Source organism: Paraburkholderia sp. GAS348 (genome assembly GCF_050434205.1).
GTDB lineage: Bacteria > Pseudomonadota > Gammaproteobacteria > Burkholderiales > Burkholderiaceae > Paraburkholderia.
The window spans coordinates 38,004-55,594 of sequence record NZ_JBNPVT010000032.1; the positions used below are offsets into that span (position 1 = coordinate 38,004).

Below are 17,591 nucleotides of genomic sequence, written 5' to 3' on the forward strand. Positions count from 1 at the left end.
TCGTTAACCTGAAGTTTCGTCGGAACGGTCTATCCACGCAATGTTGATCGTTTTGTTCTCACTATTCGAGAGACGAATGATGGTCCGGCTCCCATGGACCTGATGCCGCCGGCACCCATCACTTCATCGCGGCAGGTACACACCACAAGGACCAGCGATGAATGGGAAAATAATCCAGTACGAGAATCGCACGGCTGGGGTCGTCGCACGACCGCTCAACGGTCAAACAACGTATTGAATGCGTGGGCTGATACGGCAGTGGAGCATCCGGCGGGTGGCGCCGTCGCGAAGCGTATCGCCGTTCTGCACGCAAGGCTGGGCTTTGATTGAATTTCGCATTGCTGAATATCTACGCGAACGACGTGTCGCGCCACCCGAATACCCAGTCCTTAGACGACGATCGCCGTGGCGCTCGCTGGAGCACGCTCCCGGAAACGGCCCACGATCAGTCAGACTGTCAGCTAGTCCGCCTCGCGACGAAAGCCCGGTGTTCCGCTTGCAAACACCTGTTGCATGGCACGATGAACAAGGTTTCTCAGCCAGCGAGACGCGGCGTCGTCGTGAAAACGTTCGTGCCAGAACTGCTCGATCAAGAGTTTTGGCAATCGGATGGGAACCGGATGGATTCTCACTCGGGCAACGGGCAGCATCAGTTCCGCCAATGGTTGCGGGATGGTCGCAATCATGTCGCTCGCTGCCACGATGGTCGGCAGCGACATGAAGTGGGGGACACGAGCGCCAATGGAGTCGAGCAAGCCCATCCGCTGCAATGCGGCTTCCACCGTGTGATGTCCGGTTCCCTGGGATTGCGCGACTGCATGGCGCTCATTCAGGAAGTCTTCGGAACGGAGCACATTCTTGATTCGTGGATGGGCCGAACTTGCAATGCAGACGTACTCGCTTCGAAAGAGGGATTTGCGAAGAAGGCTGGCGCGCAATGCCGGATTAAAACCAATCGCGATGTCCGCCCCCCCGTCACGCAGTGCGCCCACGACCGATTCGGTGGGCAACTGTATCGCGCGAAACGAAACAGCCGGTGCGCTCTCCCGACAAACGCCGATGATACGGGGCAGAATGACGGCTTCTGCAATGTCGGTCATGATGATCGCAAATTCTCGACGACTTGACGAAGGATCAAAGTCGCCGCGGATGTCCAGCCCCTGCTCGAGTAGCGCAAGCGCCTGACTGATGCGACGCGCGATGATTTCCGCCAGCGGGGTCGGCATAACCCCGCCAGGTACCCGCACAAAGATGCGATCGTTGAAATGCTCACGAATCTCTCGCAGCGCATGGCTCACCGTCGGCTGGGATACCCCCAGGTCCTCTGCCGCACGCGAGACATTGCGCCGCTCCCATACCGCGCGAAAGACACGAAGTAAATTCAAGTCGAGCGACTGCTTATTCACGATCGGAATGGGCCGTTATCATTAAAATAGTATGCCACGTCCATCAGAACCTGCAAAACTGCATCGATTGCAAAAGAGCGGATCATCCGGTCGCCCACGGATTGACGAACTGGCGGCGCAATCACAGGCAGACGCAGCCGTTACTCCGCATCGGGTTGCCGGTCCGGATGCGCTGCCTGAAACGCATCAAGTGTTTGACATTCAGCGTCAATCGCCCGCAACGCAGGATAGCCATCAACGTCAACGCCGAAACGTCGTGCGCTGTATAACTGCGGCACCAGGCAGCAGTCCGCCATTGTGGGCGTATTGCCGAAACAGAATTTTCCACGCGTAGCGGTACCATCGAGTTCGCGTTCGAGCGCTTCGAGCCCTTTCTTGAGCCAATGGACAATCCATGCCTGCTTTTGCTCGACGGACAGCTGGAGCGGCCCCGTGAGGTACTTCAGGACACGAAGATTGTTCAGCGGATGTATTTCGCAGGCGATGTATTGCGAGAGTTGTCGCACCCGGACCCGATCGCTGCTCGCCGCGGGTAGCAATGCCGCATCCGGATAGCATTCCTCCAGGTATTCGATGATCGCAATTGATTGAGAGATCGGCAATGTGCCATCGAGTAGCACAGGTACCAGTTGCTGCGGATTGAGCGACGAAAAATCTGCAGCAAACTGCTCGCCGCCATTCCGGTTGAGATGGACCGGCACATATTCATACGGCAATCCCTTCAGATTGCACGCAATGCGCACCCGGTAGGAGGACGTGCTGCGGAAGTAGTTATATAGCTTCATACGCGAACGACGATCTCGCCAAGGCGATCGATCGCACCACGCATGACATCGCCGCGTTGCACGGCATTCACGCCCTCCGGGGTACCTGTCATGATGAGATCGCCGGGTTCAAGCGTGTCGTATTCAGACAGGTGTGCGATGCATTCGGCCACGGACCAGATCAGCTTCGAGATATCGGATGCCTGGCGGGGCTGTCCGTTGACCGTCAACGTGATGGCCGCGGCATTGAACACGCCGAGTTGGCCGGCCCGGTGCAGGGGGCCAATCGGAGCCGACTTCGGAAAGGATTTCCCGAATTCCCAGGGGCGTCCTTTGTCGCGCGCTTCGAGCTGCAGATCCCGGCGGGTCATGTCCAATCCCACCGCGTAGCCGTAAACGTGCTTCAACGCGTCGGTCACCGGGATGCGCGAGCCCCCTTTGCCGATGGCGACGACCAGTTCGATTTCGTGGTGAAAGTTTGATGTCTTCGGCGGGTACGGAATCGTGACCTCGGTGGCGCCGGCCTGCACCACGGCATTGGCCGGCTTCATGAAGAAGAACGGCGGATCCCGGTCAGGATCCTTGCCCATTTCACGTGCGTGGGCGGCGTAGTTACGGCCGACACAAAACACGCGGTTGACGGGAAACACTTCCGTGTGACCTGCTACCTGGAGCGCGGACACGGGAGCGACTGGAACTGCAAATTCCATGATTTTCTCCTGACAGACTACGAAATTTTCCCTTCACGCCAACGACCCAATACCTGTTGGACGGGCCGTTCGGAAGAAAAAAATGAACACCCGGGCCGGCTTCTAGCACGTCCTCTCCGAGAGGTTGAATGATCTCGCGACGTCAGTATGTTTCCACGGGTGTCAGCACGCAATGCGAATGACTTAGTTGCTTCTATTCAAAAACTGAATATCGCTGAAGATCGAATTGGCATGTCGACGTGTCGAGTTCGACGACGCCGCCGGCCGGCAGCGGTCGACCGCGTTGCCACACTGTGCCGCAAGCTCGGTAGAATGCTGGCTCGTCTCGTTGCGAGGATCGTCATGCCCTCTCTGGATTGGCTCAGTCGCCTGCTTGTCATGATGCCCGTCAGCGGCCAGCTCGAAATCCGCTGCTCCTATGGCGCGCCATGGCGTATTGCATATGATCGCGCCAACGCCGGAGAGATGCCCTATCACGTCGTGCTTGGCGGGTCAGCCATACTTGAGATTCCGGGCGGTGGTGCGCCACAGCACCTGGCGGCGGGTGATATCGTGCTGCTGTCTCACGGCTCGCGCCCGCGCTGACGGCCATGTTCAATGAGCCGGCGCACCCGTGGACCCTCCCCGAATTGGCGCAGCTGTGCAATATGTCGCGTGCAACGTTGGTTCGTCAATTTCACGACAAAGTGGGGCGTTCAGCCAGTGATTTGTTGACCGATATCCGAATGACCCTGGCGGCCAACGAATTGAAGAAACCATCGGCATCCACCGAAGCCGTCGCCGAAGTCGTGGGCTATCAATCCCTCGCGGCCTTCAGGCGTGCCTTCACGCAGCGTATGAGCATGACGCCGGGGGATTGGCGCCGTTCGGCGCGTGTACCGGAATGAAAGCAGCCGTCGAACGCGTTAGTTAATCAGGCATGCAAACCGTTTCGAGGCAAAGGCGCAGGCGCCGGAGAAGCGCGCCTGCCCCGTTGCGCTTTACTTGACCGGCGGGAAGTCCACGTAGGTGTCGTTGATGCGGTTGAAAGTGTTTGTGAACACCGTCAACGCAATGGCCCACGTGATTTCCACGAGTTGCCCATCGGTATAGCCAGCTGCTTTGATCGCCGCAAACTCGTCCGCGCTGATCGTGCCGCTGGTTTGCTGCAGGTTCTTCACGAAGCGCACCAGCCCGTCGCGCTTCGCATCGCCCGTTGGCTGGCCCGTCCGGATCTGCTTGAGCGTTTCCGGCGACAGGCCCGCCATCTTGCCCAGCATCACATGCGCGGCCACGCAGTAGTCGCAGCCGGTCAGTTCGCTGACCAGCAGCTTGATTGTCTCCACGTCCTGCTTGCTCAGCGTGCCCGAAGCCAGCACGCCTTCGGCGTTCAGGAACGTCTTGAGCACTTCAGGAGACAGCGCGCCCAGCGCGGCGAACAGGTTAGGGATGCTGCCGGCGGCTTTCTTGCTTGCGCCCGCGCGTCGAAGGGGTCGAGCGCATCCTCACCGCTGCGCTTACTCCGCAGGACTCTTCGGAACCGCGGCGCCTGCTCTCAGCCCTGCTGTCGGAGCGCGAGTAGCGTTTTACGGCGCGACAAAGTCCGGCTGACGTCCCGGTTGTGCTGCCTGAAATGCCGGATGAGAGGCCGCGTGGCGATAAACGGCCATACTCGTTGGGTACACATCCAGATCGCACCCCATCCTCAGCGCGTTCGCAATCTGTGGAACGAGGCAACAGTCGGCCAACGTAGGCTGTTCACCAAAGCACCAGGGGCGTGCTCCGTATTTCGAAAGCAGCCGTTCGACGCCATCCATCCCTTCAGCCACCCAGTGCTTGTACCACTCGCTCTTCTGCTCCGGTGTGACCTTCAGAACCGTATCCAGGTATTTGAGCACACGAAGGTTGTTGACCGGATGCATATCGCAAGAAATGAGCAGTGACAGTTCCAGCACACGTGCACGCTGCTCCGGCTCGGCAGGAATGAGTTGCGGCTCCGGATAGCGTGTGTCGAGCCAATCGACGATTGCGAGTGACTGGCTCAGGCTGAACTCTCCCTCCGTCAAGGCCGGAACGGCCCCCGAGGGATTCACCGCTGCGACATACGCTTCTTTGCGGTGCTCACCGGTCCGGATGTCGACCGGTACGTATTCGAACGGAACGCCCTTCAGCGCAAGCGCAATACGTACCCGATAGGATGTCGAACTATTGAAAAAGCTGTGCAGCTCCATGACGCCCTCGTTGCTCTACACCACGCGGACGTGAAGCTCGCCCAGTTTCTCGACGCCCACCGTAATTGAATCCCCAGCTTTTACTGCGCCGACCCCTTCTGGCGTTCCTGTATAGATGACATCGCCCGGCTCAAGGCGGAAGAACTTCGAGAGGTCAGCAACGGTGTCCGCAACCGACCAGATCAGATGCGAGATGTCGCTCTGCTGCTTCATTTCACCGTTCACCGTCAACCATATGCCACCTTTTTCAAAATGCCCGACGTCGCTCGCCTTGTGAATCGGGCCAATCGGCGCGGAGCGATCAAAGGCCTTGCCGATTTCCCACGGGCGCCCCATTTCGCGCATCTTCATCTGCAGGTCGCGGCGCGTCATATCGAGTCCGACGGCATAGCCCCAGACGTGATCGAGTGCACCGGCCACCGCGATGTCCGAACCACCTTTGCCAATCACCGCCACCAGTTCCGCCTCGTAGTGATAGTTGCTGGTTTTAGGCGGATAGTTCAACTCCAGCAACTCGCCATAGGCCACCGGCACAACTGCGTCTGCGGGCTTGCAGAAAAAGAACGGCGGTTCACGATCGGGATCGAAGCCCATCTCGCGCGCGTGTGCGGCATAGTTACGGCCGACGCAATAGACGCGGCGCACGGCAAAATGCACATCGCTACCGGCAACAGGCACAGCGACGGGTGCTTCGGGTTGAAAAACGAATTCCATAAGAAGAGGCTCCTAATAGCTAGCAGGCTGGACAATTTGTGCAAGGGACACGCCGCGTATCCGTCGCGCTGAAGGCGAAAACCTAGTCACGCTTTTCACGCAGCAGGTTCAGCGCGGAAAGGATGGGGCGATCCGAATAGCTGAAAAGCACGCTATCGTCTTCGGCGTTCAGGCTCACTGGCTGCCATGACGGCACGACAAAGACATCGTGTGGTGCGAACTCGAAGTGTGCATCGCCGATACGCACGCTACCCTTGCCTTCCACGACGCAAAAGATGGTGGCGTCGGTCGTGCGATAAGTCTTTCCGGAAAACCCCGCTGGCAAAAACTGCATGAAGGTCGCAATGGTCGGCATCGGCCAGCCGCCCGTCAAAGGATTGACATAGCGGAGTTTGACGCCGTCCCATGCGTCCAGCTCGCCGTTGCGATAGAGCGCATCGAGTGCTTCCCGGCTGCGCTCATAGGGGTAGCTGAAGATGGGCGACGTCGGATCGCTGACCACATGACGGACAGGCGCCATGTTGTGCCCAAACCGCGCAAAGCTGTCGCCCTCCGGGCGAAGCACCGGTTGGCTGAGTTCGGGGTAGCTTTCAGCGAATCCTGCGTCAAGCGCTCCAACGACAGGAATGTCCAGACCGTCAAGCCACACGACGGGCTCGCCACCGTCAGCGACGACCGGATTCCCGTGGTCATGCCACGTCCAGGAAGGCGTGATGATGAAATCACCGGGATGCATGGTGGTGCGTTCGCCGTTGACGGCGGTCCACGCACCCCGACCTTCGACAATGAAACGCAGCGCGGACTGAGTATGGCGATGACTCGGCGCGACCTCGCCGGGCAGGATCAGCTGCAGGCCGGCGTAAAGCGCCGGTGTAATACTTGACTTGCCCGGCAAGCCCGGATTTTCGAGCACAAGTACTCGACGAACCGCTTCCTCGGCGCTAATGACCGAGCCGGCCTGCATGACCAGATCACGAATTGACGCGTACTTCCAGATCGCTGCCTTTGCCTGCGGCCGCGGCTCCTTGGGCACTAGGTTGTGCAACGACTCCCAGAGCGGAGAAAGCTGTTGAGTCGAGAGTTGCCGATAATAGGCAGCGCGCTGTTCCTTGACCGTATTAGCAGTCATGTGTGTCTCCTGATGATGGTCGTCCCTGCATCTGCGTTCTTACGGTGCGAGAACGCTCGGAATCTGTCGCCGAACGCCAGATTCCCCAGCGTCCAGCGCCGGGCTAGATTTCGATGTAGACCGAACCGCCCTCGATCTTGATCGGATAGGTCTGGATATCCACGGTCAACGGTTCGCACATGGCCTTACCGCTGCGTACGTCGAACCTGCCCTGATGCAGCGGGCACTCGATCTCGTGACCATCCAGGAATCCGTCGCACAGACGGGCGTGTCCGTGCGTGCAGACGTTGTCCGTCGCGTAGACCGCGCCATCGACGCTGTAGATAGCGACCTCGCGCCCACCGGCGATTACAGCCGTCACATCGTCGGCCGGTATGGCGGCCAGCTCGATGACCTTCGTCCACTGCTTTTCCATCTTCAACCTCAGATCGGGTAAATAATCGAGTTCGCGATCATTTCGCTGTCGAACACGCAGATGCGGCTGGCGAACTTCAGTCCGTCGGGTGTTCGTCGAACGATGTCGATATAGCGGCCCACATTGAACACACTCGTAAGTTCGTCAGGCTTTGTGCGAAATACCGCGTAGTTGGCCTGCGACACGATGTGCTCCGCGTCAACCGCACTCACTTGAGGAATGCCGACTACGTGCCGCTGGTAGTACGGATCGTGGAAGATGGTCTCGGTCATGCCATAGACGCGGTCCTTTAGCATGCCTTTGCTTTCGAACGCCAGAGTCGCGAGCGGGAAGCCACGATCGTAGTTTTCGCGAGGCTGGATCTTGTAGACGCAGTCGTCGATAAAGAATTCCGGCCAGCGATCCCACTCGTTGGTATCCAACGCGAGGGCATAGTCGGTGTATAGCGCAAGCAATTGTTGCCAGGTTTCGAAATCGAGCATCTCAGACCTCCATCACACGGCGCCAGTAGTCGTACATTCCACGAATCAGGGTCTCCGTGACCATGTGGTCCGAGTCCGCGACTTCGCGCCCTCCAAGTTCAGCGATGGTTCGATGGAATGGCTTCTGCTCGAAGCCCTCCTGCGAAAACTCGATGACTTCGCCGTCGTCGGCAGAAACAAAGCCTGCCGGGCCGAACAGGTTGGCTTGGCGCAGCCGCCGGCGCGTCATTTCTTCGCTATCGTCCTCGAATCCGAAGTGCGTCCAGACAAAGTCGAACGAGCCGTGACCATTCGGTTGAATATGACGTGTGGAAAGCGAATTGACCTGTTGCTGGATGATGACGCTCGGGAACAAGGTCATGAGAACCGCCGTGGGACCGCCCCACCATGGCTCATGTACGACGTCGAGGAAACGGTCGTCGTTGAGCGTCATCTGCTCCTTGAAACTGGACACGCCACTCGTGACTTCGCCCTTGCCGATCGAACCACGCGTCGAGATCATCGCTGCGTGGCGGAACTGCTCGTCCATCTTGAGTTCGGACTTGTTGTCCGCGCGCCAGAGCCCGAACGTAACGAACCACGTATGCAGCAAGCCCGGGTGGTACGGGTCCTTGATGTTTTCCTGCATCAGTTTCCAGTTTCCTGGAATGCGCTGCCGGTTATAGCCATAGATCTTGAGCTTCCGACCGTCGAATACGCGGTCGAAATAGCTGAGGATAGTTGGTCCCAGGTAGTCTTCGAGCGAAGGCGCGTCGTGATCGAACGACGCAAAAATGACGCCATTGCGCGTGACAACCTTCAGCTTCGTCAAGGCGTGTTGCTTAGGATCGAAATCCGCCGGCATTCCCCCATTGATCTTTCCGTCTGCTTTCACACCACGACGGAAAGGCACGCCAACGAGATTACCCTTCAGGTCGTAGTTCCACTGGTGATATGGGCAGGTGAAATCCTTCCGGTTGCCGGACTTCTCACGACAGAAGCGCACGCCTCGGTGGGCGCACACGTTCTCCACCACGGCAACCTCGCCGTCGTTCGTCCGCGTGACGATGACCGAGCGCTCGCCGACCACGGTGCGCTTGAAGTCACCCGCATCAGGAATCTCTGCTTCAAGCCCCACGTAGCACCAATGGCCCGAATAAAAGAAGCGCTCAAGCTCCTTGCGATAGGTTGAATCGTCGGTATAGGCCCAGAACGGGATGCGGCTCGAGCCCTCTCCCTTCCATTCGGGCCGTGTAAAGATAATGGGGGCCTCATTCATGATTTGTCTCCAGATACGGAATTGATTGACAGCGTCGGCGTCTAGACGCCGCTCGCGTAAAAAGCATCCGCGTAGATATGATCCGGATCGACACCCTTCTGGCGCAACAGGATCGAAGCGGCGTCCACCATCACCGGTGCACCCGCCAGATAGGCGCGCCAGCCGGTCATGTCTTTCCAGTCAGCGTTCACCGCTTCGGTCACGACGCCTGTGCGATACAGGCTGTCTTTTGCGCCGGCCGCGACCACGACGTGCACGGTCAGGTTCGGCAACGCCTCGCGAATCTCATTGAGCCAACGAACGCCATAGACGTCCTCGGATGAACGAACGCCGAAATAGACGTGTACGGGGTTGCTCATGCGGGCATCGACCATGCCGCGCAGGATCGAGAGAATAGGCGCTAGCCCCGTTCCTCCCGCGACACATACGATCGGGCCAGGATATTTTTTCCGCAGGTATGCTGTTCCGAGCGGACCGCTCAAACGCACTGCCTGTCCGACCGCGAGATCTGCCGCCACATATGAGGTGACGCGGCCGCCCGGCACCAGACGAATGTGAAATTCGACTTCGCCCGAATTCGCTGTGACCGCCATCGAGTACGGCCTAATATGCTGCGGCGTGAATTGAAGAGTGGCGTACTGTCCCGGCGAGAATTCGAATGACTTCGACAGTGCGAGCCGCACCCGCTTGATGTCGTGCGTCAGGTCGTCGATCGCCACGACAGTCGCCTTGATGATCTTCGCTGGGTGCGCGACGATCTCGTCGACCTCCGGTATTTCGATCACACAGTCTTCCACGACCGTCGTCTGGCATGCCAGCACCGATTGCCCGTTGTCGGCAGGCGAATTGGAATCAGTCGCGCCAGTGACAAGAACGTTTCCCGAAACGACACGGCAGCGGCACGTACCGCATCGGCCGGCCATGCAACTGTACGAAACCGGAATTTGATTGTTGCGCAGGGCTTCCAGCAAATTTTCGCCCGAACGTACATCGAGCGTGCGCTGAAGCGGCAGGATTGAAACTTGCATGGAACCAGTGTCTCCGAGCTGGACAACGTATGGCTTTATGATGCTTGGAAAGGCAAAATTGATAAATAGAAGTTTCTTGATATGACATATCACCAATATCAATAATGCTTGTCAGGCTTTCGGAGACACGAGATGGAACTTCAGGACATCGACCTCAACCTGCTCGTCGTATTCAATGAACTACTGCGGCAGCGACGCGTGTCGGCCGTTGCGACCAGCCTTGGCATATCCCAGCCGGCGATCAGTAACGCGCTCAACCGGCTCAGAAAGGTACTCGGCGACGAGCTCTTTCTTCGCACCTCCAAAGGCATGGTGCCCACTCCGTTCGCCGAGACACTCGCCGAGCCGATCGGCTATGCGCTGGGCACGATTCACAACACGCTGAACGTGACGCCTGAATTCGACCCCGCCTCGACCTCTCGCGCATTCACGATTGCGATGACCGACATCGGCGAAATCTATTTTCTTCCGGGTCTAATGAAACGACTCGCACTCGTGGCACCCGGAATCACGATAAGCACTGTGCGAGATCAATCCGACACGCTGCGTGACGAAATGGAACGCGGCGCGGTCGATCTCGCGATCGGGTTTCTGCCTGATCTCAAGACGGCCTTCTTTCAGCGACGGCTATTTCGCCAGCGTTACGTCTGCCTGTTCCGGAAAGGGCACCCTTTCGCGGAATCCGGTCTGACGATGAAGTCATTTCTCAACGCCGAGCATGTTTCCATCATCGCGGAGGGCACCGGACATGGCATGGTCGATACGGCGATCCAGCGCGCAGGGGTGCAAAGAAATGTGCGGCTGCGGGTGCCCCACTTCGTAGCTGTCGGACATATCGTGCAAGAGACGGACTTGATCGCCGTGGTCCCGGAGGCCTATGCGGCCCGGACCCTTGCGCCGTTCGATCTGCTGAGTGCGCCATGCCCGGTCAGAATTCCGGACATCACTGTCAATGTCTTATGGCATGCGAGGAATCATCGCGAGCCGAGCAATCAATGGCTGCGCCAACTCGTGTTCGACGAATTCGCCGTCTAGCCTCGACTGTGCGTGAAAATCCACGATGCCGTTCGTGTACTGCACGATCGCGCCCGGCGAAGGACACGCCATGCCGACGCCATACCGAAACAACCATCATAATGTCGTCATTCAGAGCCTGAAATCCGCACCAATGACCGATACCACCGCAAACACCATTCAGTCGCCCCGCCTGACCAGCTTGTCGCACGGCGGAGGCTGCGGCTGCAAGATCGCCCCCGGCCTGCTCGCCGATCTGCTCAAGCGCAGCGCGCCGCTGCCGTTCTTTCCCGATCTGCTGGTCGGCAACGATACCGCCGACGACGCCGCCGTCTACAGGCTCAACGACGAGCAGGCGATCGTCGCCACCACCGACTTCTTCATGCCGATCGTCGACGACCCATTCGACTTCGGCCGCATCGCCGCCACCAACGCGCTGTCCGACGTCTACGCCATGGGCGGCAAACCAATCATGGCGCTGGCGATCGTCGGCATGCCGATCAATGTGTTGCCGCACGACGTAATCGCGGCGGTGCTGAAGGGCGGCGAGTCCGTCTGCGCCGAAGCTGGCATTCCCCTCGCCGGCGGACATTCGATCGATTCGGTGGAACCCATTTACGGCCTGGTTGCGATCGGCGTGGTCGATCCGCGGCGTGTCAAACGCAATGCCGGCGCGCAGGGGGGCGACGTGCTGATCCTCGGCAAGCCGCTGGGCGTGGGCGTGCTGTCGGCGGCGTTGAAGAAAGACCGGCTCGATTCAAACGGCTATGCGGCGATGATCGCAGCCACGACCAAACTCAACCGGCCGGGCGCGGCGCTGTCCGCGCTCGACGGCGTGCATGCCCTCACGGACATCACCGGCTTTGGCTTGCTGGGCCATACGCTGGAATTGGCCCGCGGTTCGAATCTGACCGCCCGTGTGCGCTATGCGGATTTGCCTTGGCTGCCGGATGTGGCCAGCTTCGCCCAGGCCGGCATTTTTACCGGCGCTTCGGGGCGCAACTGGGACGCTTACGGCAAGGACATCGCTTTGCCGGCCTCGTTGCCGCCGACGGCCCGCACCCTGCTCACCGATCCGCAAACCTCGGGCGGTCTCCTGGTGTCGTGCGCGCCAGAAGCCGTCGACGAGGTGCTCGCCCTGTTCCGCGCAGACGGTTTCGACGAGGCGTGCGTGATCGGCGAAATGGTCAGTGGAGAACGGCGAGTCGAGGTGATTTGAGGCGCGGGTGGGTTGATGGGCAAGGCAAGGCACGAGCCTGGCAGATGGATTGGCATTTCGCCCGATACATGGGCTGGCACATAGCTTGAAAGCGGCACGGAGCGGCTCGCCAGCCGGCTTTGACGGCGCATGCGATAATTTCGCTTCTCCCGCCGGTCCGTTTCGCCCGTAACCCCTTGAAAAACCTACTCGTCAGCCTCGATCAAGCCGGTGATTTCGACGAAATCATCGATGTGCGCACACCTCTCGAATTCGCCGAGGATCACATTCCGGGCGCGCTCAACGCGCCTGTTCTGAGCAACGAAGAGCGGGTTCTGGTCGGCACGACCTACAAGCAGGTCTCGCCGTTCGAAGGCACGCGGATCGGCGCGGCGCTGGTTGCGCGCAACATCGCACATCACCTGGAAACGACGTTTGCCGACCGGCCGCGCAACTGGCGGCCGCTGATCTACTGCTGGCGCGGCGGGAAACGCTCGGGTTCGGTCACGACGCTCTTCAATATGATCGGCTGGCAGGCACGTCAGCTGGACGGCGGTTACAAAGGCTACCGGCGCGCGACGCTGGACACCCTCGAATCGTTGCCGAAGACGTTCCGCTACATCGCGCTGGTCGGCCCGACAGGCAGCGGCAAGACGCGTCTGCTCGAAGCGCTGCATCAGGCCGGGGCGCAAATACTGGACCTCGAAGCGCTGGCAGCCCATCGCGGCTCGCTATTAGGTGCGTGGGCGGGCGTTGCGCAGCCTTCGCAAAAGCGCTTCGACACGCTGCTGGTCGGCGCGCTGCGCACATTCGATCCCAAACGGCCGGTTTTCGTCGAAGCGGAGAGCCGGCGGATCGGTTCGATTGCCCTGCCGCTCGCGCTCCTCGAAACGTTCCACCAGGGCGCCTGCGTCGAAGTGTTGTCGAGCCACGCAGACCGCGCGGCCTTCCTGCTGCACGACTACGCGCATCTGTTCGACGATCCCGAATCGCTAAAAGCGCAACTGCAGAAGATGATCGGTCTGCATAGCCGGGAGCGTGTCGCGGGCTGGCAACGCCTCGTCGATGAAAATAGCCGGGCCGAACTCGCTCGCGAGCTGATCGAACAGCATTATGATCCGGCGTACGCGCGCAGCAGCCACCAGCATTTCGTCCAGTTGCCGCACGCGTTGCAAATGAATTTTCGGCCCAATGGGGCCGATGTCGTTGAGCAGGCAAAGGCGCTCCTTGCTCAACTCGATAACAGCGCGCTCGCTGTCATCTGATTAATAACTAACGTCCAAGACCCTCCATCATGCAATCAACCCTTCGGCAGCCCCGTGTCGCCCTTGGCTGGATCGTGTTTCTGCTGATCGCCGTCGTCGGCCTCTTCTATGTGAAGTGGTTCCCGTACTACAACCGCGCCTTCGTCGCCGCGAGCCTGCATTCCATCGGCAAATCGATCCTGATGGGCGCGTCGTCGAGCGCACCGCCGGCCTCATGGCAGGCGGCCATCGATTACGCGCTGGCTTACGGCAAGGCGATCTGGCAAGCCATGGTGCTCGGCCTTCTGCTGGGCTCGGCGGTGCAGGCGCTGATTCCGCCGCAGTGGGTCGCGCGTGCGCTCGGCCGGACCGACTTCAGCAGCGTGGTGAAGGGCGGCCTGATGTCGTTGCCGGGCATGATGTGCACGTGCTGCGCGGCGCCGGTCGTGGCCGGCTTGCGCGCCCGTCAGGCGGCGCCGGGCGCGGCGATCGCGTTCTGGCTGGGCAACACGGCTCTCAATCCGGCCACGCTGATCTTCATGGGCTTCGTGCTCGGCTGGCAATGGATGGGTTTGCGGCTCGCCTTGGGCCTCGTGATGGTGTTCGGCCTCGGCTATCTGGTGAACCGGATGGTTACGCCTAAGGAGGCCGAAGCATCGCGCGAAGCGATGGCGCAACTCGTTTCCACCGACGAACCAGGCACCGCGTTCACGCGCTGGGTGAAAATCCTCGGCACCATGACGCTGCGGCTGATTCCCGAATACATCGTGCTGGTGCTGATTCTCGGCGCGGCGCGGGCATGGCTGTTTCCGCACATCGGACCCAGCATCGATAACAGCCTGCTGTGGATCGTCGCTTTGGCGATCGCCGGAACGTTGTTCGTGATTCCGACCGCGGGCGAAGTGCCGATCATTCAGGCCATGCTCTCCTTCGGCATGGCCGCCGGCCCGGCCGGCGCTTTGCTGATGACGCTGCCGCTGATCAGCGTGCCGTCTATGGCGATGCTCGGCCGCTCGTTTCCGACGCGCGTGCTGACGGTGGTGACGCTGGCGGTCGTGGTTTGCGGGGTTGTCAGCGGGTTGCTGGCTATCGTATTGGGGTTTTAAAGCAGTTATGAAACACATTGCAGCATTTTCCGCCGCGACCTGGTCGGCCGCGGCCATTCTTTACTTCGGGCAACACTCGGTATCGCTGATCGTCTTGAGCGGCATCGTCGCACTGGCTGGCTTCGATCTATTCCGGCCGTAGCCGGACTTCACGGCTCAAGGAACCAGCGCCGCGCGAATCGCAGCGAGCCACAACGCCACGGCATGTGCACCAGGGTCCGCGTAACCGAGTGCGCGATCGCCGACATAACTTGAGCGCCCGCGCCGCGGATGCATCGACGCGGTTTGCGCCGCACCTTCGGTTGCTGCATCGACCGCGGCTTTCAATGCCGCGTCGAACCCGGTTTCTGACTTTGAGAGCGCGGCTTGCAACCCGTCGGCGGCAGGTTTCAACGCATCGACCATTGTGCGATCGCCCGGATGCGCACCGCCTAACGCCATCAATCCGGCGACACCCTCACTGAACGCCCCCGACCACGCCTCCGCCGACGCTCCGCCCGCCTGTTCGAGCGCGACCGCGCCGCGCAACAACATCACCGCGTAAAGCGGGCCCGAAGTGCCACCGACCACCCGCCGGATCGTTGCGGACATGCTGCGCAATACTGCACCCGGTGTTGTTTCCGCAGGATAAGCATCGAGTTCATTGAGAATGCCGCGCGCCCCACGCGACAGGCTGATGCCGAGGTCGCCATCGCCGACGCGTTGATCCATGTCGGTCAAGATCGGCTCGGCTTCGAGCAGGCTCGCGCAAACGGCTTCGATCACGCGGCGCATCGTGGCTTCTCGCGTGAGCGTCGCGCCGTTTTTACGATCCGGCGTGGCGGGTGCGGGCCGCACGGAAACCTGCGCGACGCGTCCGCTCAACGCGGGCCATGCGGTGGTGTGCGCGGCGGCGTCGAGCCAGCCAAGCCGCTCATCGTCCGCGCGCAGCAATGTCAGCGAGACGCCCGCCATCTCGAGCGCGCTCAGGAACGTGCCGGCCCACGCACGTTCCACATGGATGCCGCGTGCCGCCAGATAACGCAGCGCGGACCCGGCCACGATGTTCAATTCGCTCGAAGGCGTCCCGCCGAGATTGTTCACCAGCAAAGCGACCCGCGCACCAGATTGCAACGACAAGTCGCCGACGATCTTCGCGAGCAGCCTTTCGACGATCACATCTGCTGGCTCCATCGCGCCGCGCTCTACACCGGGTTCGCCGTGAATGCCGAGACCCCATTCGATCTCGCCGTCGGCCAGCTCGAAACCGGGCTTGCCCGCCGCCGGCACCGTGCACGGCGTGAGCGCGACACCCATCGTGCCGAGCGAGGCGGCCACGTCGCGCGCAATCTGTGCAACCTCGGCCAACGGGCGTCCCGCTGCGGCAGCCGCGCCGGCGATCTTGTGAACCAGCACGGTCCCCGCAAGCCCGCGACGGCCCGCATGGTCACCGCTCGCCGCCAAGGCGACGTCGTCGGCGACGATGACCATTTCAGTGGGGATTCCCTCGGCACGCGCAATCTCGGCGGCAAGGCCGAAGTTGAAGCGGTCGCCCGTGTAGTTCTTCACGATCAGCAGGACGCCCGCAGTGCCGGCTACTGCGCGGATCGCGTCGAGCACGGCATCCGTGGAGGGCGACGTGAACACTTCGCCCGCTACCGCGGCGCTCAGCATGCCATGACCTACGTAACCGCCATGAGCCGGTTCGTGGCCCGAGCCGCCACCCGAGATCAGCGCGACTTCTCCGCGCGCGGCAACAGCCTCGGCGTCGGCGCGCACGACGATCGTGCTGCCTTGCAACAACAAGAGATTGGGATTGAGCGCCGCGAGTCCGTCGAGCATGTCCGGGACAACCGCGGAGACCTCGTTGATGAGCTTCTTCATTGCGTCAGCTTCCTTTTAAGCCGCCGGCCCTGTGTTCCGAGCTCACGGCAGTTTATGCAGTTGCGAGACCTGGAGGCTCAACTGTACCGCGCATTGCGACGTGAAGCGGCGACGGTACTCGCGCGCATGCCTCGGCATACTGACCAGCGTGCGCTAGTGAAAACGCATCGACATGCGAAGACCGCAGCCGCGCGAAGGCATCAGCGAACGAGTCGGACAGTGGCGAAATACAGGCAATGCGGAAGGGGGAGACTGACAGGGCAGCCGCACGATGACAATGTGCGCCGATGTGATGCGAGAACAGGACAGTAGACGAAAGCGGAGCCGCTTTCGTCTACGTCACTGATGCGTTGGTAGGCTCGATTGGATTCGAACCAACGACCCCCACCATGTCAAGGTGGTGCTCTAACCAACTGAGCTACGAGCCTTTAGAGGCGCGAATTATAGAGACTCATTGCGCGTCGCACAACCCCACACGGCAAGTATGTTCTCGAGCGGGGGTCCATCGGTTCGTCGCGCAGTGAGTCGCGCGGTTCGGCGGTGAACTTGCTTCAGTTCGTCGACACCCAGTCGCCGAGATCCCATGGTTCGTGCGTGTGCTCCGTCATCACGAGCTTGACCGTGCCGGTGTCGAGCACCGCGCGCCCCATGAACGCACGCTGGCGCGTATAGGTCGGGCCGCTGATCACGTATTTGCCATTGGTTAGCGCACGCGCTACGCCGGTCACGGCAAGCGGCCGCTGCGGGGTCTCCGCGCGGCTTGCGACCTTGTTGCAGACCGTCACCGTGCTGCCGACGCCCGCTGCCATCAGCGCCGCGCCCGCCTGCGGATCGCACAACGGCCCGCTGACGATCCCTTCGAGCTTCTGCTTGAGCGCCTCCTCCAGCAGATCGATCGCGACGCTAATACACGGCGCCTCGATATCGGCTAGCGAGAAGCCGGAATTTACCGCCACTTTTTACGGCCGTAAACGCAAAAACCCCACCTTTGTGGGGTGGGGTTTCTGGACATGCTGGGGAGCCTGACGATTACCTACTTTCACACGGGAA

At 60.6% G+C, this 17,591-nt stretch carries 17 protein-coding genes, 1 tRNA gene and 3 pseudogenes; 7 read left to right on the top strand and 14 right to left on the bottom strand.

Going from position 1 to position 17,591, the window contains the following annotated elements:
* Nucleotides 1-461: 461 nt before the first annotated feature.
* The 3 genes from P3T22_RS30595 to P3T22_RS30605 all read right to left on the bottom strand — a co-directional run bounded on the left by P3T22_RS30595 (nucleotide 462) and on the right by P3T22_RS30605 (nucleotide 2,880).
* Complete coding sequence (locus tag P3T22_RS30595; protein WP_082855437.1) at nucleotides 462-1,406, bottom strand: LysR family transcriptional regulator; 945 nt, start codon at nucleotides 1,404-1,406, stop codon at nucleotides 462-464.
* A 140-nt stretch (nucleotides 1,407-1,546) separates the two neighbouring features.
* Nucleotides 1,547-2,191, bottom strand: a complete 645-nt coding sequence (gene maiA, locus P3T22_RS30600; protein ID WP_063500182.1) for a maleylacetoacetate isomerase — start codon at nucleotides 2,189-2,191, stop codon at nucleotides 1,547-1,549.
* Nucleotides 2,188-2,880 carry a fumarylacetoacetate hydrolase family protein gene (locus tag P3T22_RS30605; RefSeq protein WP_063500183.1) on the bottom strand — a complete coding sequence of 231 codons (693 nt, stop codon included), beginning with the start codon at nucleotides 2,878-2,880 and terminating at the stop codon, nucleotides 2,188-2,190. The genes maiA (P3T22_RS30600) and P3T22_RS30605 overlap by 4 nt, the downstream gene beginning before the upstream one ends.
* A 342-nt stretch (nucleotides 2,881-3,222) precedes the next feature.
* Here P3T22_RS30605 and P3T22_RS30610 point away from each other — a divergent pair.
* A pseudogene (locus tag P3T22_RS30610) lies at nucleotides 3,223-3,767 on the top strand (AraC family transcriptional regulator).
* Nucleotides 3,768-3,860: 93 nt separating this feature from the next.
* Here the strand turns inward: P3T22_RS30610 and P3T22_RS30615 are convergent.
* Nucleotides 3,861-4,268, bottom strand: a complete 408-nt coding sequence (locus tag P3T22_RS30615) for a carboxymuconolactone decarboxylase family protein (protein WP_236721022.1) — start codon at nucleotides 4,266-4,268, stop codon at nucleotides 3,861-3,863.
* Nucleotides 4,269-4,315: 47 nt separating this feature from the next.
* Between P3T22_RS30615 and P3T22_RS30620 the strand changes: the two are divergent.
* Nucleotides 4,316-4,441, top strand: a pseudogene (locus P3T22_RS30620) (MarR family winged helix-turn-helix transcriptional regulator); the annotation flags it as partial.
* Between the two features lie 4 nt (nucleotides 4,442-4,445).
* On the opposite strand, the gene maiA (P3T22_RS30625) reads toward P3T22_RS30620, so the two are convergent.
* From maiA (P3T22_RS30625) to P3T22_RS30655, 7 genes are all read right to left on the bottom strand, one after another.
* Nucleotides 4,446-5,090, bottom strand: coding sequence for a maleylacetoacetate isomerase (maiA, locus tag P3T22_RS30625; RefSeq protein ID WP_063500184.1), 645 nt, complete (start codon nucleotides 5,088-5,090; stop codon nucleotides 4,446-4,448).
* 15 nt (nucleotides 5,091-5,105) lie between these two features.
* Nucleotides 5,106-5,804: a fumarylacetoacetate hydrolase family protein gene (locus P3T22_RS30630; RefSeq protein ID WP_063500185.1), complete on the bottom strand. Its 699-nt coding sequence runs from the start codon at nucleotides 5,802-5,804 to the stop codon at nucleotides 5,106-5,108.
* Between the two features lie 82 nt (nucleotides 5,805-5,886).
* Nucleotides 5,887-6,933, bottom strand: coding sequence for a gentisate 1,2-dioxygenase (gene gtdA / locus P3T22_RS30635; protein WP_429326982.1), 1,047 nt, complete (start codon nucleotides 6,931-6,933; stop codon nucleotides 5,887-5,889).
* Between the two features lie 103 nt (nucleotides 6,934-7,036).
* Nucleotides 7,037-7,348, bottom strand: a complete 312-nt coding sequence (locus P3T22_RS30640; protein WP_429326983.1) for a non-heme iron oxygenase ferredoxin subunit — start codon at nucleotides 7,346-7,348, stop codon at nucleotides 7,037-7,039.
* 8 nt (nucleotides 7,349-7,356) lie between these two features.
* On the bottom strand, nucleotides 7,357-7,830 hold the full coding sequence (locus P3T22_RS30645) for an aromatic-ring-hydroxylating dioxygenase subunit beta (RefSeq protein WP_429326984.1): 474 nt from the start codon (nucleotides 7,828-7,830) through the stop codon (nucleotides 7,357-7,359).
* 1 nt (nucleotide 7,831) lies between these two features.
* Entirely contained in the window at nucleotides 7,832-9,088 is a 1,257-nt protein-coding gene (locus tag P3T22_RS30650) for an aromatic ring-hydroxylating dioxygenase subunit alpha (protein WP_063500189.1), read from the bottom strand.
* A gap of 41 nt (nucleotides 9,089-9,129) precedes the next feature.
* Nucleotides 9,130-10,116 (bottom strand): 2Fe-2S iron-sulfur cluster-binding protein, encoded by a 987-nt coding sequence (locus tag P3T22_RS30655; RefSeq protein ID WP_429326985.1) that lies wholly within the window; start codon nucleotides 10,114-10,116, stop codon nucleotides 9,130-9,132.
* A 132-nt stretch (nucleotides 10,117-10,248) separates the two neighbouring features.
* On the opposite strand from P3T22_RS30655, the gene P3T22_RS30660 reads away from it, so the two are divergent.
* The 5 genes from P3T22_RS30660 to P3T22_RS30680 all read left to right on the top strand — a co-directional run bounded on the left by P3T22_RS30660 (nucleotide 10,249) and on the right by P3T22_RS30680 (nucleotide 14,820).
* Nucleotides 10,249-11,151, top strand: coding sequence for a LysR family transcriptional regulator (locus P3T22_RS30660; protein ID WP_063500191.1), 903 nt, complete (start codon nucleotides 10,249-10,251; stop codon nucleotides 11,149-11,151).
* A gap of 133 nt (nucleotides 11,152-11,284) precedes the next feature.
* Nucleotides 11,285-12,349 carry a selenide, water dikinase SelD gene (gene selD / locus P3T22_RS30665; protein ID WP_063500869.1) on the top strand — a complete coding sequence of 355 codons (1,065 nt, stop codon included), beginning with the start codon at nucleotides 11,285-11,287 and terminating at the stop codon, nucleotides 12,347-12,349.
* A gap of 176 nt (nucleotides 12,350-12,525) precedes the next feature.
* On the top strand, nucleotides 12,526-13,593 hold the full coding sequence (gene mnmH, locus P3T22_RS30670; RefSeq protein WP_063500870.1) for a tRNA 2-selenouridine(34) synthase MnmH: 1,068 nt from the start codon (nucleotides 12,526-12,528) through the stop codon (nucleotides 13,591-13,593).
* A 29-nt stretch (nucleotides 13,594-13,622) separates the two neighbouring features.
* Nucleotides 13,623-14,678, top strand: coding sequence for a permease (locus P3T22_RS30675; protein WP_429326986.1), 1,056 nt, complete (start codon nucleotides 13,623-13,625; stop codon nucleotides 14,676-14,678).
* 7 nt (nucleotides 14,679-14,685) lie between these two features.
* On the top strand, nucleotides 14,686-14,820 hold the full coding sequence (locus tag P3T22_RS30680) for a hypothetical protein (RefSeq protein ID WP_256390490.1): 135 nt from the start codon (nucleotides 14,686-14,688) through the stop codon (nucleotides 14,818-14,820).
* 14 nt (nucleotides 14,821-14,834) lie between these two features.
* On the opposite strand, the gene dhaK is transcribed toward P3T22_RS30680, so the two are convergent.
* The 3 genes and pseudogenes from dhaK to P3T22_RS30695 form a co-directional block, all read right to left on the bottom strand.
* Nucleotides 14,835-16,541: a dihydroxyacetone kinase subunit DhaK gene (gene dhaK, locus P3T22_RS30685; protein ID WP_429326987.1), complete on the bottom strand. Its 1,707-nt coding sequence runs from the start codon at nucleotides 16,539-16,541 to the stop codon at nucleotides 14,835-14,837.
* A gap of 351 nt (nucleotides 16,542-16,892) precedes the next feature.
* Nucleotides 16,893-16,969, bottom strand: a tRNA-Val gene (locus tag P3T22_RS30690).
* Between the two features lie 144 nt (nucleotides 16,970-17,113).
* Nucleotides 17,114-17,437: pseudogene (locus tag P3T22_RS30695) on the bottom strand (MlrC C-terminal domain-containing protein); the annotation flags it as partial.
* Nucleotides 17,438-17,591 lie beyond the last annotated feature (154 nt).